Annotated in this window: 14 protein-coding genes; 4 read left to right on the top strand and 10 right to left on the bottom strand. The window is 65.6% G+C overall.

What is annotated here, in order from left to right:
* Positions 1–16 precede the first annotated feature (16 nt).
* The 10 genes from MTBSS4_RS03625 to MTBSS4_RS03580 are packed head-to-tail and all read right to left on the bottom strand — an operon-like array spanning position 17 to position 9,840.
* Entirely contained in the window at positions 17–958 is a 942-nt protein-coding gene (locus tag MTBSS4_RS03625; protein WP_173982035.1) for an NAD(P)-dependent oxidoreductase, read from the bottom strand.
* A gap of 3 nt (positions 959–961) precedes the next feature.
* Positions 962–1,975 (bottom strand): GHMP kinase, encoded by a 1,014-nt coding sequence (locus MTBSS4_RS03620; RefSeq protein ID WP_173982034.1) that lies wholly within the window; start codon positions 1,973–1,975, stop codon positions 962–964.
* Positions 1,975–3,201, bottom strand: a complete 1,227-nt coding sequence (locus MTBSS4_RS03615; RefSeq protein WP_173982033.1) for an HAD-IIIA family hydrolase — start codon at positions 3,199–3,201, stop codon at positions 1,975–1,977. The genes MTBSS4_RS03620 and MTBSS4_RS03615 overlap by 1 nt, the downstream gene beginning before the upstream one ends.
* On the bottom strand, positions 3,201–3,686 hold the full coding sequence (locus MTBSS4_RS03610) for a dTDP-4-dehydrorhamnose 3,5-epimerase family protein (RefSeq protein ID WP_173982032.1): 486 nt from the start codon (positions 3,684–3,686) through the stop codon (positions 3,201–3,203). The genes MTBSS4_RS03615 and MTBSS4_RS03610 overlap by 1 nt, the downstream gene beginning before the upstream one ends.
* 13 nt (positions 3,687–3,699) lie before the next feature.
* The gene (locus tag MTBSS4_RS03605) at positions 3,700–4,692 is read right to left on the bottom strand and encodes a GDP-mannose 4,6-dehydratase (RefSeq protein ID WP_173982031.1); all 993 of its coding nucleotides are present in this window, start codon (positions 4,690–4,692) and stop codon (positions 3,700–3,702) included.
* Positions 4,693–4,723: 31 nt separating this feature from the next.
* Positions 4,724–5,764 (bottom strand): radical SAM/SPASM domain-containing protein, encoded by a 1,041-nt coding sequence (locus tag MTBSS4_RS03600; RefSeq protein ID WP_173982030.1) that lies wholly within the window; start codon positions 5,762–5,764, stop codon positions 4,724–4,726.
* 1 nt (position 5,765) lies between these two features.
* Positions 5,766–7,163: a radical SAM protein gene (locus tag MTBSS4_RS03595; protein WP_173982029.1), complete on the bottom strand. Its 1,398-nt coding sequence runs from the start codon at positions 7,161–7,163 to the stop codon at positions 5,766–5,768.
* Between the two features lie 16 nt (positions 7,164–7,179).
* Positions 7,180–8,121: a hypothetical protein gene (locus MTBSS4_RS03590; protein ID WP_173982028.1), complete on the bottom strand. Its 942-nt coding sequence runs from the start codon at positions 8,119–8,121 to the stop codon at positions 7,180–7,182.
* Positions 8,118–9,068 carry a thiamine pyrophosphate-dependent enzyme gene (locus MTBSS4_RS03585; RefSeq protein ID WP_173982027.1) on the bottom strand — a complete coding sequence of 317 codons (951 nt, stop codon included), beginning with the start codon at positions 9,066–9,068 and terminating at the stop codon, positions 8,118–8,120. The genes MTBSS4_RS03590 and MTBSS4_RS03585 overlap by 4 nt, the downstream gene beginning before the upstream one ends.
* A gap of 1 nt (position 9,069) precedes the next feature.
* Positions 9,070–9,840, bottom strand: a complete 771-nt coding sequence (locus MTBSS4_RS03580; RefSeq protein WP_173982026.1) for an SDR family NAD(P)-dependent oxidoreductase — start codon at positions 9,838–9,840, stop codon at positions 9,070–9,072.
* 184 nt (positions 9,841–10,024) lie between these two features.
* Between MTBSS4_RS03580 and MTBSS4_RS03575 the strand changes: the two genes are divergently transcribed.
* Genes MTBSS4_RS03575 through MTBSS4_RS03560 form a run of 4 tightly spaced genes read left to right on the top strand, consistent with a single transcriptional unit; the run spans position 10,025 to position 12,960 of the window.
* The gene (locus MTBSS4_RS03575) at positions 10,025–10,792 is read left to right on the top strand and encodes a 3-deoxy-manno-octulosonate cytidylyltransferase (RefSeq protein ID WP_173982025.1); all 768 of its coding nucleotides are present in this window, start codon (positions 10,025–10,027) and stop codon (positions 10,790–10,792) included.
* A gap of 1 nt (position 10,793) precedes the next feature.
* Positions 10,794–11,459 carry a phosphoglycolate phosphatase gene (gene gph, locus MTBSS4_RS03570; RefSeq protein ID WP_173982024.1) on the top strand — a complete coding sequence of 222 codons (666 nt, stop codon included), beginning with the start codon at positions 10,794–10,796 and terminating at the stop codon, positions 11,457–11,459.
* On the top strand, positions 11,456–12,424 hold the full coding sequence (locus MTBSS4_RS03565; RefSeq protein ID WP_173982023.1) for a phosphoglycerate dehydrogenase: 969 nt from the start codon (positions 11,456–11,458) through the stop codon (positions 12,422–12,424). Before gph ends, MTBSS4_RS03565 begins: the two co-directional genes overlap by 4 nt.
* Positions 12,421–12,960 carry a GNAT family N-acetyltransferase gene (locus tag MTBSS4_RS03560; protein WP_173982022.1) on the top strand — a complete coding sequence of 180 codons (540 nt, stop codon included), beginning with the start codon at positions 12,421–12,423 and terminating at the stop codon, positions 12,958–12,960. Before MTBSS4_RS03565 ends, MTBSS4_RS03560 begins: the two co-directional genes overlap by 4 nt.
* Positions 12,961–12,976: the final 16 nt, after the last annotated feature.

Below are 12,976 nucleotides of genomic sequence, written 5' to 3'. Positions count from 1 at the left end.
GGAAGCGCTTTCGCTGTTAGATCAGCCGGCGGGCCAAGTCGGCATTGGTGGTAAACCAGCGCACCGTACGCGTCAATCCTTCCATGAACGGCGTGCTCGGGCGCCAGCCGAATTCGGCGGCGGCGCGCGAGATGTCGGCCGACATTTCCATGATCTCGTCCGGTCGGGTGGGAATGGCGCCGAACTGCGCCTCGACCGGATTGCCCATCAGTTCCAGCACGGTGGCGACGATGGTGCGCACCGGCACGCCCTCGCCGGCGCCGGCGTTATAGGCGCGCCAGCCCTCGTGCGGCCGCTCCACCGCCAGCAGCATCAGGTCGATCAGGTCGTCGGCATAGAGGTAGTCGCGGGTCTGGCGGCCCTCGGTGGTGCGGATGGGCTTGCCGTCCAGGGCCGACAGGATGATCTGGGGAATCAGCCGGGTGTTGCGTTCCCATGGGCCGAACGGGGTGTAGATGCGGAATTCGGTGATCTTGCGGCCGGTCATGCGGGCATGGGTGGCGAACAGCAGCGAGGCGGCGGCCTTGCTGGCGCCCAGCCAGGTCGCCGGGGCCGGTGCCTCGTCCTCCTTCGCCCGGTTGGCGTTGCCGTAGATGGCGGCGGTGCTGGCATAGACGATCTGGGCGGCGGGGAACGGTTCCAGCGCCTGGATCAGGTTGGCGGCCCCGCCGACATTGGTCGCCATGTGGGTGTCCAGGGTCGGCGGCGGGTTGAAGACCGAGCTGGAGAGATGGAACACCACGTCGGGCCGCGCCTCGGCCACCGCCCGCCCCAGCGAGGCGGCATCGGCCACGTCGGCCTCCAGCCGGGCGATGGTGCCGCCGAGGTCTTCCAGCCGCAGGGCGTGGCCGCCGCGCCGCACCAGTGAGAACACCCGGTGTCCCTGGGCCGACAGCCGCCGGGCCAGCAGGCTGCCGAGATGGCCGGCGCCGCCGGTAAGCAGGAAGGTCTTGGTCATGGATCAGTGCCCCAGGGGGATAAGGACGCGGGTGCCGGAGGCTTCGTAGCGGATCGGCAGGCGGTCCAGTTCCTTCAGCGCCTCGGCCACCGCCGGCTGGCGGTCGGGCGGAACGATCAGCAGCAGGAAGCCGCCGCCGCCGGCTCCGGCGATCTTGCCGCCGGTGGCCCCGGCCGCCATGGCGATCTCGTACCACTGGTCGATCTGCGAATTGCTGATGGCTTCGGTGATGCCGCGCTTCTGACGCCAGGTCTCATCCAGCACGCCGCCCAGCGCCGCCGGGTCGAAATCGCCGTTGAGGAGATGGCGGACCTGCTCGCAATGGGCCTTGATCGAACGCAGATTGGCCATGCGGTCGTCGATGGCCTGGCGTTGCCGGGTCAAAATCTCGCTGGCCGAGCGGGTGGTGTTGGTCCAGAACAGCATCAGGTGGTCGAACAGGATACGGATCTTGTCCGCCGAGATGGTCTGCGGCTCCAGCACCACCCGGCCATCGGTCTCGAAGCGCATGCAGTTGAGGCCGCCAAAGGCGGCGGCATACTGGTCCTGCTTGCCGATAGGCTGCTTCAGCACGTTGATCTCGATGTGGCAGGCCTCCTCGGCCAGCCGTCCCAGCGATACGCGGTCGCCGCGCATGACGTGCAGCGCGTGCAGCAGCCCCACCGCGAACGAGCTGGACGACCCCAGCCCCGATGACGACGGGACGTCGGCCACGGTGCTGACGTAGAGCGGCGGTTCCACCGGCACCAGCCGCAGGCATTCGCGCATGATGTCGTTCTTGATGCTGTCCAGATCCTGGGCGTGCTCGGCATTGTAATAGTTCAGGCGATACGGTTCGCGGTAGAGTTCGCCGTGGGATTTGACGGTGACGTAGACGAACTTGTCGATGGTGGTCGACAGCACCGCCCCGCCTTCCTTGAGATAGAAATCGGCGATGTCGGTGCCGCCGCCGGCGAAGGACAGGCGCAACGGCACGGCGGTCATGACGATTCGGGGGGAATTGCTCTGTCTCGGCATTATCCGGCTACCGGGCTTGGGTGATCGGCGCGCAGCAGGTCGTGGACGGCGTCGAGCAGGGAATACGAATCGGTGACCTGAAGGAATGGCGCGCCGGCAGCCTGGGCCGCTTCGCCATCGCGGTCATCGTCACCTATAAACGTCACCCGCGACAGGTCAAGGTGGAAGTCGCGCTGGGCCTGAAACAGCATGCCGGGGCGAGGCTTGCGGCAATCGCAGCCGTCATCCCAATTGTGCGGGCAGAAATAGATGGCGTCGATGCGCCCGCCCGCCGCCTCGGTCTCGGCCATCATGCGGGCATGGATGTCGTCCAGCGTCGCCGGGTCGAGGGCGCCGCGCGCCAGACCGGGCTGGTTGGTGATCAGGATCACCCGATAGCCGGCCCGGTTCAGCGCCGCCAAGGCGTCAAGGGCGCCGGGCAGCCAGCGCCAGTCCGTCCACGAGCAGACATACCGCGCCTGGGGCATGCGGACGTTCAAGGTGCCGTCGCGGTCCAGCAACACCGTTGGAACCCGCGCCAGGAAGGCTTCGGTCAGGGGCAGGCGTTCATGGCTGCCGACACTGTAATAGCGGTGATCGGTCTGGAAAGCCGCCAACTGGCGGCGCTCCACCAGAACCGGATAGACCGTCTTCTCGAAAGACGGGTTGCCGTCCTCGGGAATGAGGTCGATGACCTCGCGCCGCAGGATGAAGAAGCCGATGTCGACCCCGGCCAGACCGGGGGCGGCGCGCGACTTGTCGTAGACCGCCAGCAATCCGTCCGAATCCACCCGCAGATTGTCGCGGGTATAGCCGTCGCGATTGCGATAGACGGTGACCATCGCCGCCACATCGTGGTCCAGGTAACGCCGCCACATGGTCTCGAACGGCATCGGCCAGTAATTGTCGCAATAGAGCAGGACGAAGACGTCGTCGAGGCGGTCGCGGACCCGGCGCAGGCGGGTGCCGGTCTCGTCGTCCACCGGCGAGACGGCGTAGTCGATGGCGATGCCGAATCGCGAGCCGTCGCCGAAATGATCCATGACCTTGTCGGGCAGATAGCCCAGCAGGAACAGGATGCGGGTGAAGCCCTGCCGCGTCAGCATCTCCACCAGATAATCGGCGAACGGCCGGCCGTGGAAGGGAATCATCGGCTTGGGCGTATGGTCGGTCAGGGGGCGCAACCGCGTCCCCTGACCCCCCGCGAGAATGACTGCCTGGCGCGGCCGCTCCACCCCTGTGGACATCAGCCGTGCTTCACATCCCAGTTGTAGGGAATGTCGTTGTTGAACGGGTCGATGTAGATCAGTTCATTGGGGTCATGGGGCATGGAGGCGCAATTGACCAGCATGGCCAGCTTGTCGCCGTAGGCCTTGTAGCCATTGCTGATGCCGTGCGGAATCTTCACCTGGACGTAATTGTCCTCGCCGATGAAGCACTCCATCAGGTTGCCCTTGGTGGGCGAGCCGTCGCGGCCGTCGAACAGCACCAGCTTCATCATGCCGACGATGCAGGTGTTGTTCAGGGTCATTTCCTTGTGGATATGCCAGGCCTTGACGATGCCGGGATAGCCGGACGAGATGTAGACCTCGCCGAACTCGGTGAAGTGCGGGTCGGTCTTCTTCATCAGGTGCATGATCTTGCCGCGCTCGTCGCAGATGCGGCGCAGCGGCGTCACCGTGACGCCGTCGATCCAGTTTCCCTTGATGCCGTCGATGCGGGGCGGTGTCATCGTCTGGTCTTCCTCAGGCGGTGCCGAGACGGACGCGCTCGCGCCAGTACTCAAGCGTCTCGGTCAGGATGGTCTGGAACGGAATCTTCGGTTCCCAGCCGGTGGCGTCGCGGAACTTTTGGGTGTCGGCGATCAGGCGCGGCACCTGGGTCGGGCGGACATATTGGGGGTCGGTCTCGTGGCGGATGCCCTTGACGGTGGACATGCCGATCAGCATCTCCAGCGCCTGGCGGAAGGTATAGATGGTTTCGGGGGCCTCGGACCCCACCAGATACAGCTCGCCCGGCGTGCACTTGGTGCTGGCCAGCCAGTAGGCCTCGACCATGTCGCGGACATGGGTGAAGTTGCGGCGGTCGTCGATATGGCCGACCTTGAGCAGCGGCTCCATCCTGCCGGCTTCGACCATGGCGATCTGATAGGCGTACCACGGAATCCCGAACACCTTGTCGCGGCGCGGGCCTTCATGGTTGAAGGCGCGGGTGCGGATGACGTTGACGCCGTAGGAGCGGTTGTAGACGAAGCCGATCAGATCCTGGGCGATCTTGGTCACCGCGTAGGGGTTGACCGGGCGCAGCACCGATTCCGGGGTGATGGGCAGTTCGGATTCGTCGATCTCGCCGTATTCCTCGCCCGAGCCGGGAATGTGGAACGGGGCGTTCGACTTGTTCTGGTGCAGCCAGTCCAGGATGTTGACCGTGGCGTTGTAGTTCATCGCCATGTAGCGCTGCGGGTTCTTCCAAGATGGGCTGACGAAGCTTTCGGCGGCGCAGTGGAAGATGCGGTCGGGCCTGGCGACGTTCAGCATCTCGCGGGTCGAGATCGAATCGGTCAGGTCGCAATCCAGCATGGTGACGCGATCCAGCAGGTGCCGGATATTGTCCATGCGCGACAGGTGCCAGCGCTTGGTTCCGATCACCTGGTACTTGTCGCCCAGGCCGAGCACGTAATCGGCCAGATGCGAGCCGACGAAGCCGGTGATGCCGGTGATAAGGATGCGTTCCTTCATGAAATCCGGTCTCTCTGTGGGATGGAAAGGGTCAGTCGCTGCCGCGCCTCGGTTCGCTGTAGAGAAGAGTACATTCGCTGCATCCTTTCAACAGCGTTTTCCGTCCGGCGAGATGAAGGCGGCGCATGGCCCGCAGGCGGGCCGAGTTGAAGGCCTGGATGGGGTCCTGGTCGCCGATCAGGCCAAATCCGTAGGCCGGTTCCAGGATGTCTTCCGAGCACAGCGGGATCGAGCCGTCGGCCAGGATGGTCAGCTTGTCGAACACATGGTGGCAGGGCAGGCGTTCGATCTCCTCGTCGCGCTGCTGGTCGCCGCCGATGACCTCGTCCTTGTTGGCGACCTGGCCGCCCCAGGTGTGCATGTCGTAGGAGGTGACCACGTCGTTGCGCCCGGGCGAGATCCGGCTTGACCAGAATGCCTTGTATTCGTCCCATTCATGGCGGTTCCGGGCCTGGCGGACGAAGCGCACCACGAAGCGGGTCTTGAAGTCGCCGGCGTCGCGCTCGCGGATCACCGCCTGGACGTTCTCCATCACCTTGTCGAAATTGACCCGCTCGCGAATGGATTCGTGGGTGGCCTTGGTGATGCCGTCGATGCTGAAGATGACGGTGTCGATGCCGCTCTCCAGCAGGGCCTTGCGCTTGGCCTTGGTCAGGAGGTGCGCGTTGGTGGCGAAGGCCAGCCGGCGGAATCCCCTGGCCTTGGCGTAGCGGATGCGGTCGAACAGCAGCGAATCGATCAGCGGTTCGCCCAGGGCGAAGAAATCCATCATCTCGATCCGGTCGCGATAGGGGGCCAGCTTGTCGATGATGCCGGTGAACTGGGCCATGGGCATGACCCCCTTGATCCGTTCGGTGGGCTGGTCGATGACGCACATGCCGCAGCGGGCGTTGCAGCCGAAGATGGTCTCGATGGTGACGCGCTTGGGAATCACCAGATCGGCGCCGAAGGCGGGGTTGTCGGCAAGGAAGTCCCGGACCACCGTCTCGTCCGAAATATCCAGGGTCCGGGCGACCTCGAACCAGTCCTCGCCGGTTACGGTGACGGGGCGCCGCACATGGTTCTCGTTCACATCAGGCTCCCATGGTCGCCACAGGGGTGGTGGCGGAAATGGTCTTGTACATGACCAGATCCTCGTTCAGATTCTGGCGGTAGGCCGGGGTCACCGGCAAGGCGCGGGTTTCCTTGCCCACATCCGAGATCAGCGCGTAATAGCGCTTCAGCAGCTCGTCGGGCATCGTGGTCATGTTGACCATCAGCTCCCAATAGAGGTTCCCCAGGGTGCGGACATACTCGAACTCGGGCTTGCCCAGCTTGTCGCGGCTCTTGGCGTCGTCGTAAAGCCGGGTGGCGGGCAGCGGCGTCAGATAGGACAGCTTGACGGTGCCCTTGAGGCCGTTGCGTTCGATGAAATCGAGCATCGCCTTGTAATCGTCCTCGGTTTCCCACTCGAATCCCATGATCAGGTTGACGTGGGGGCGGACGCCGTGGCGACGCAGCAGGGCGATCGCCCGCTCGGCGTCGGCGACGTCGATACGCTTGTCGATGGCGTTCAAGGTCGCCTGATTGACCGATTCGACGCCGGTGGTCAGCGCCAGCAGGCCGTGTTGCTTGGCGATGCCGACCCGCTCCTCGTCGATCTCGTCGATGCGCGACGAGGCGATGAACTCGAATTCAAGGCCGCGTTTGGTCTTCTCTTCAAGGAATGAGAAGAAGTATTTCTTGACCTGCATGAAGTTCTCATCAACGAAGTAGAACTTCTTCATGCCGTAATTGTCCATGATGTGCTGAATTTCGTCCAGCACCTCGCCGGGCTCGCGCAGCCCGATGCCGTCGCCCATGAACTTGTAGCAGAACGAGCAATGGGCCTTGCAGCCGCGCGACGCCATGATTTCCCAGCCCAGCCCCACTTCCTTGAAGTAGCCGGTGTAGAAATCCATGTCGAACAGCGAATAGTTCTGACGCGACAGGTGGTCGAGCCGGCGCATGCGCTTGGCCTTGGTTCCCACCACCTTGCCGTCCTTGCGGTAGAAGATGCCGGGACTTTCGGGATGGCGCCGGCCGTCGCGCAGGGCCTTGACGAAGGCGGGAAACACCACCTCGCCCTCGCCGTGGATGACGAAGTCGCAGGCGCAGTTCTCCACCAGCATCTCCGGCACCGACGACGGCAGCGAGCCGCCATAGACGATGATGCTGTCGGGACTTCTTTCCTTGATCAGGCGGGCGTATTGCTCGGCGTGGTCCAGATGGAAGTTGCCGATCATCATGCTGAAGCCGTAAATGGCCGGCTCGGTGGGAAGCGAGCGCAGGAAATAGTCGATGCGCCGGTCCGGCGCCACCGGAATGAGGTCGATGATCTGCGGCGTGATGTCGTGGTGCAGCAGGGCATTGGCCACCACGCTCAGTCCCATGGGGAACGAGATGGCGTTGGTGTTGCGCGATACGTTGACGAGGACGACGGGATAGCTCATGGGCTTGTCCTTCCGTTCAGGGCGCTTGCCGCCGCCATGCCACCAGGGCGGCGGGGTCCACGTCCAGCGCGTCACGATTGGGCGACAGCATGGCCGGGTCGAAATCGCGGCTTAGACTTGTAATGCGAACACTTCTCATGGACTTATAGGCTTCCAGCATCAACCTGTCACTGTTGCGGTTCTCGCTCTTGGAATCGTCGATCACCACCAGATGGCCGCTGCGCGCCACGTCGGCAAGGATGAAATCCCAGGATCGCGGCAGCATGGCCGGCACCGAGAACAGCGAGGCGGCCAATCCCTCGTCGTGGAAATGACGCCAGGCGGCCAGGGCCTGGGGAAACGCCAGATTGCAGGCGACGATAGTCGCCGCCGGGCCGTCGGCGTATCTGAGGATGTCCCCGTCCGCATCGGTTTCGGCCGTCAGGTCGGCGGCCAGTTCCGGGGTGCCGAACAGACGCTGGCTGAGTCCGATCATGCGGCAGCCGGGCGCCACCAGATGGCGGCCGATCACCAGTTCGGCATCCCTGGCATTGCTGATGGCGTAGCCGGGCATGTGGGACATGGAGCAGAAATCGTTGAAGTTATTCAGGCTGGATTGCGGTCCTTCAAATCCTGAATCGACGATGATGGCGACCACGGTGAACGAGGCCCTGGGTTCCATCCGGCGGACGATGTTCCAGGTGTTGACCAGATGGTCCAGGCCCAGCAGCAGGAAATCCTGCTGCTTCATGAAATAGATGGAATCGACGCCGCGCAGCGCCATGCCGAATCCGGCGCCGACTAGGGTGTTTTCCACGTTGGGGGTGTTGATCACCCGTCCGCCGGGGCCGGGTTCCAGGCCGCGGGTCAGGCCCGACAGGCACGAGCCGGCGGTGATGTTCTGGCCATAGGCCACCAGCCGGGGGGTGGCGGAGACCTTGGCCCGGATCAGGGCGTTGAGGTGGCCGATATAGGTCATGCCAGCTCTCCTTCCAAGGCGGCCAGCAGGTCGCGGGCCTGGCTTCTCAGCCAGTCGGGGTCGAAGCGGTGGCCGAGCGCGAACACCGGGTCGCCATCGTCCTCGCGGATCACCGGCCAGTCCGATGGGCTGACCTCGGGGGCGGCGCCGTGGTGGTAGTTGATATGCTTGCCGCCGGGGAAGTCCGGATGCGGCATCAGCCAGTCGCCCAGGGTGGAGACCTCGGCCTCGACCACCACCGGCCGGCGCTTTTCCTGGGAGAGACGCCGCAACCCGGCCAGTTCGGCGGCATAGGCGGCGACGTCGTTGCCGGCAAGGCGGCGGTAGGGCAGATCGAAGGCGGCGGCCAGACGGTCCAGCCGGATGGGACAGCGCCGCTCCTCGATTCGGGTGGCCAGTGACCAGCCGTTGTTCTCGGCCACCACCACCATCGGGGCAGCGACGCTGGCGGCGAGTTCCAGGGATTCGTAGAACACGCCTTCTTCCAGGGCGCCGTCGCCGGTGATCACGAAGGGCACCGCCCCGGAATCCAGCACGGTTTCGGCCAGGGCGGCGCCGGCGGCGACGCACAGGCTGTTGCCCAGGATGGACGAGGTATAGGCGATGCCCCGGGCCGGATTGTTCATGTTCATCGATCCCAGGGCGCCGCCGGCCAGCCCGGCGGGGTCCAGCCGCAATTCGGCCACCTCGGCGGCCAGCGAGGCGGCGCGGGCGATGTTGTAGTGGATGTTGCGGTGTGTCAGGTACAGGCTGTCGCCATCGGCCATGGCGGCCGAGACCGCCACCGCGATGGCTTCGTGTCCGAGGGCGAGGTGGACCGGAACCTTGAACGCCTTGGCCTTGAGACGTTCGTTGATCAGCATCTGCGACAACCGCACCCGCAACACGGCGCGGGCCAGCTCCATCCTTGAGTTATCGACCTGGGAACGCACGATGGGGGCGGTCACGTCAATCTCCTCCCGAGACGGCGATGATCTGGCCGGTGATGAAGCCGCCATCGGCCGAGGCCAGATGAAGCACCATGGCGGCGACCTCCTCCGGCCGGCCGGCGCGGCCCAGCGGCACCAGCGCCGCCCGCTTCGCGTATTGCTCGTCGGTATAGCCGGCGACCTTGCGGTGCATGCCGGTGTCGGTCAGTCCGGGGCGGACCACGTTGACCAGGATGTTGTGGCGGGCGCCATCCTTGGCCAGGGTCTTGCTCATGGTCTCCAGCGCCGCCTTGGCGGCGACGTAGTGGATGCCCCTGGCGCTGCCGCCATAGCCCACCGCCGCCGAACTGATGTTGATGATCCGCCCGGCCTTCGCCGCCGTCATGGACGGCCAGACGGCGCGGATCAGCCACAGCGGCGCCTGGGCGTTGACCGCCATGGTCCTGGTCCAGGATTCCTCGGTCATGTCGAGGAAATCCACGTAATCCTCGACTCCGCCGGCATTGTTGACCAGCACGTCGATGCCGCCGGCCGCCGCCAGGAAATCCTGGCCCATGCGGCTGACCTGGGCGGGCTCGCCCAGGTCAGCGGACAGCAGGATCGTCCGGCCGCCGGCGGCTTCGATATCGGCCCGTACCGGGTGGATGCGGTCGGGTTCGCCCCGGTAATGCAGGCCGACCAGACAGCCCTGGCGGCCGAAGGCGCGGGCGATGGCGGCCCCGATGCCGGAGGCGGTCCCGGTTACCAAGACCCGCTTGCCCCGGAGTGACGGCACTATGGTCTGGGTCACGGCCACCTGTTTCGGGTCACATTGCGCGGATGGGCGATCCCGCCTTGTCGCGGGCGGCGCGCACACTAGCGGGAAAATCCCGAAATGTCACCTGATTCGCCGTTTGCGCCATGCCATCCCAACTCGACAACCGGCTGGACGGGATGCTAAGACCGACCGTTCCTGGGATGTCGAAGGGATAGCCATGACCCGAATCATTGGACTCGTTCCCGCCCGCATGGCGGCCAGCCGCTTTCCCGGCAAGCCGCTGTTTCCCCTGTGCGGCCGCCCCATGCTGGAACATTGCTTCCTGCGCGCCCGCATGTTCGACCGCTGGGATGCCCTGGCCATCTGCACCTGCGATGCCGAGATCCGGGATTTCGCCGAGTCCAGGGGTTGGCCGGTGATCTGGACCAGGGACACCCATACCAGGGCGCTGGACCGGGTCGCCGAGGCCGCCGGCAAATGCGGCATCGAACTGGCCGATGACGACATTGTCGCCTGCGTCCAGGGCGACGAGCCCATGCTGCATCCCGACATGATCCGGGCGGTGATCGATCCGTTCAAGGCCGATGCCGGGGTGCGCGGCACCATGCTGGGGGTTCACATCACCGACGAGGAGATGTGGCGCAATCCCGATATCGTGAAGATCGCCCACGATCTGAAGGGCAACGTGCTCTACACCTCGCGCAGCCCGATTCCCTATGCCAAGACCTTCTCGGCCGGGCTGGAGGCCCGCCGGGTCGGCGGCATCTTCGCCTTCCGCTGGGAGGCGCTGCGCTGGTTCACCGAGACGCCGGAATCGCCGCTGGAGCAGAAGGAATCCTGCGATTCCAACCGCATTCCCGACAATGGCTGGTTCCAGCGCCTCGCCCCCTATCCGGCGGTCAACTACTTCTCGGTGGACAGCCCGGCCGACGCCGCCACCGTCGAGGCCCACATGCGGGCCGATCCGCTGTGGGGCACGTACTGAGGTGAGCGGCCGCGCCATCGTCTTCGACCTGGACGGCACCCTGATCGACAGCGCCCCCGACGTGCGCGCCGCGATCAACCTGCTGCTGGCCGAGGAGGGGCGGCCGCAACTGAGCCTGCCGCAGGTGCAGGATCTGGTGGGCGAGGGCGCCACCGCCCTGATCGAGCGCGCCTGGGCCGCCACCGGAACCGCCGCCGCGCCCGACCGGGTCGGGCCGCTGGTGGAACGCTATCTCGCCCATTACCGCGCCTGCCCCGCCGGTCACACCCTGGTCTATGACGGGGTGGCGGAGCTGCTGGAGGGCCTGCGGGCCAGGGGCGACCTGCTGGGCATCTGCACCAACAAGCCGCACCGCATGACCGAGATCGTGCTGGAGGCGCTGGACCTGTCCAGGCATTTCGCCGCCGTGCTGGGCGGCGACTTTCCCCGCCGCAAGCCCGATGGCGAGCACATCCTGGAAACCATCCGCCGCATGGGGGCCGAGGGCCGACCGGCGCTCTATGTGGGCGATTCCATCACCGACGTACGGGCGGCGCGGAATGCCGGCCTGCCGGTGGTGGCGGTGGATTGGGGCTATGCCCGCATGGCTCCGGCCGACCTCGGCGCCGACCGGCTGATTTCCAGCCTCGCCCAATTGCCGGCGGTCATCGAGGAGATGCTGTCATGAGGATCGCTGTGGCGTCACGCTCGTTCTCCAGGCATCCGGTGCTGCGCGCCGAATTGCTGGAGCGCTTTCCCGGCGCCACCTTCAATGACGCCGGCAAGAGCCTGGCGGGGGACGAGCTGATCGCCTTCCTCAGGGGCCATGACGGCGCCGTCACCGCCCTGGAGCGGCTGGACGAAAGCGTGTTCGCCGCCCTGCCCGAACTCAGGGTGATCGGCAAGTACGGCGTTGGCCTCGACATGCTCGACCTCGGCGCCATGCGCCGGCACGGCGTCCGGCTGGGCTGGACCGGCGGCGTCAACCGTCGCTCGGTCTCGGAACTGGTCATCTCCATGGCCATCGCCCTGCTGCGCCACGTCCCCAAGGGCAATCTGGAGGTCCGGGCCGGCGGCTGGCGCCAGTTGCAGGGCCGCCACCTGTCGGACCGCGTTGTCGGCATCGTCGGCTGCGGCCATATCGGCAAGGACCTGACGCCGCTGCTCAAAGCGTTCGGCTGCCGCGTCCTGGCCCATGACCTGCTGGATTTTCCCGATTTCTACGCCGCCCACGGCATCGAGGCGGTCGGCCTCGACGACCTGCTGCGCCGCGCCGACGTGGTGACGCTGCACCTGCCGCTGGACGCCTCGACCGCCAATATCCTGTCGGCCGGGCGCCTCGCCCTGATGCGTCCCGACGCCATCCTGATCAATTGCGCCCGTGGCGGGCTGGTGGACGAGGCGGCGCTGAAGGCCATGCTGACGGACGGCCGGCTGGCGGGCGCCGGCCTCGACGTCTTCGCCGGCGAACCGCCCGCCGACCGCGAGTTTCTCGCCCTGCCCAATCTGCTGGCCACCCCCCATATCGGCGGCAGCGCCGAGGAGGCGGTCATCGCCATGGGCCGCGCCGCCATCGCCGGCCTGAGCAACGCCGAAATTCCCCGGCCTGGCTCCGAGGTGTGGCGGGCGGCGGGGCTTAAGGAAGACCAATGATGATCGAGACAGCACGTCTGATTTTGCGCGCATTCCAGGACGCCGATATTCCGGAGTTTCAGCGTATCTATGCAGACCCGGTGGTTATGGAACATATGAATGGCCCCAAGACCCCCGATGTCGCTCGCATATCGGTGGAGCGCAAGGCCGCTAAGTGGCAGAGCCAGGGTTACGGCTTCTGGTGCGTGGAAGATAAGGCCAGCGGGACCGCCATTGGCCATTGCGGTCTGGACTTCCTGGACCCTCTGGGTGAGGTCGAGTGCGGCTATCTGCTCGATCGTCCGTTCTGGGGACGTGGCCTGGCGACCGAGATGGTCAGGGCCACCCTAGAATGGGGATTTTCGCAAAAGAACTTCGAAACCATCATCGCCATCGCCCGTCCCGAGAACATCGCTTCCATGCGGGTGATGGAGAATGCCGGCATGACCCGGCGGGGCGAGGTCATCGTGTGGGAGCGAACCTTCTTCCGTTATGCCATCAACCGTGATGGCGCCAATGTCGGCGGCATGGGCTTGGCTGCGGGTTGCCCTGCCTGAGATCGATTCGCCAGGA

The organism is Magnetospirillum sp. SS-4 (assembly GCF_902729425.1).
Lineage (GTDB): Bacteria > Pseudomonadota > Alphaproteobacteria > Rhodospirillales > Magnetospirillaceae > Phaeospirillum.
The sequence above is the reverse complement of the archived record's forward strand: the minus strand, read 5'-3'. Positions and strand labels throughout refer to the sequence as shown.

Bases quoted from the DNA above. Each gene is read 5' to 3' on its own strand.
- MTBSS4_RS03625 (WP_173982035.1), bottom strand. From the start codon at position 958: ATGACCAAGACCTTCCTGCTTACCGGCGGCGCCGGCCATCTCGGCAGC.
- MTBSS4_RS03620 (WP_173982034.1), bottom strand. From the start codon at position 1,975: ATGCCGAGACAGAGCAATTCCCCCCGAATCGTCATGACCGCCGTGCCG.
- MTBSS4_RS03615 (WP_173982033.1), bottom strand. From the start codon at position 3,201: ATGTCCACAGGGGTGGAGCGGCCGCGCCAGGCAGTCATTCTCGCGGGG.
- MTBSS4_RS03610 (WP_173982032.1), bottom strand. From the start codon at position 3,686: ATGACACCGCCCCGCATCGACGGCATCAAGGGAAACTGGATCGACGGC.
- MTBSS4_RS03605 (WP_173982031.1), bottom strand. From the start codon at position 4,692: ATGAAGGAACGCATCCTTATCACCGGCATCACCGGCTTCGTCGGCTCG.
- MTBSS4_RS03595 (WP_173982029.1), bottom strand. From the start codon at position 7,163: ATGAGCTATCCCGTCGTCCTCGTCAACGTATCGCGCAACACCAACGCC.
- MTBSS4_RS03590 (WP_173982028.1), bottom strand. From the start codon at position 8,121: ATGACCTATATCGGCCACCTCAACGCCCTGATCCGGGCCAAGGTCTCC.
- MTBSS4_RS03575 (WP_173982025.1), top strand. From the start codon at position 10,025: ATGACCCGAATCATTGGACTCGTTCCCGCCCGCATGGCGGCCAGCCGC.
- MTBSS4_RS03565 (WP_173982023.1), top strand. From the start codon at position 11,456: ATGAGGATCGCTGTGGCGTCACGCTCGTTCTCCAGGCATCCGGTGCTG.
- MTBSS4_RS03560 (WP_173982022.1), top strand. From the start codon at position 12,421: ATGATGATCGAGACAGCACGTCTGATTTTGCGCGCATTCCAGGACGCC.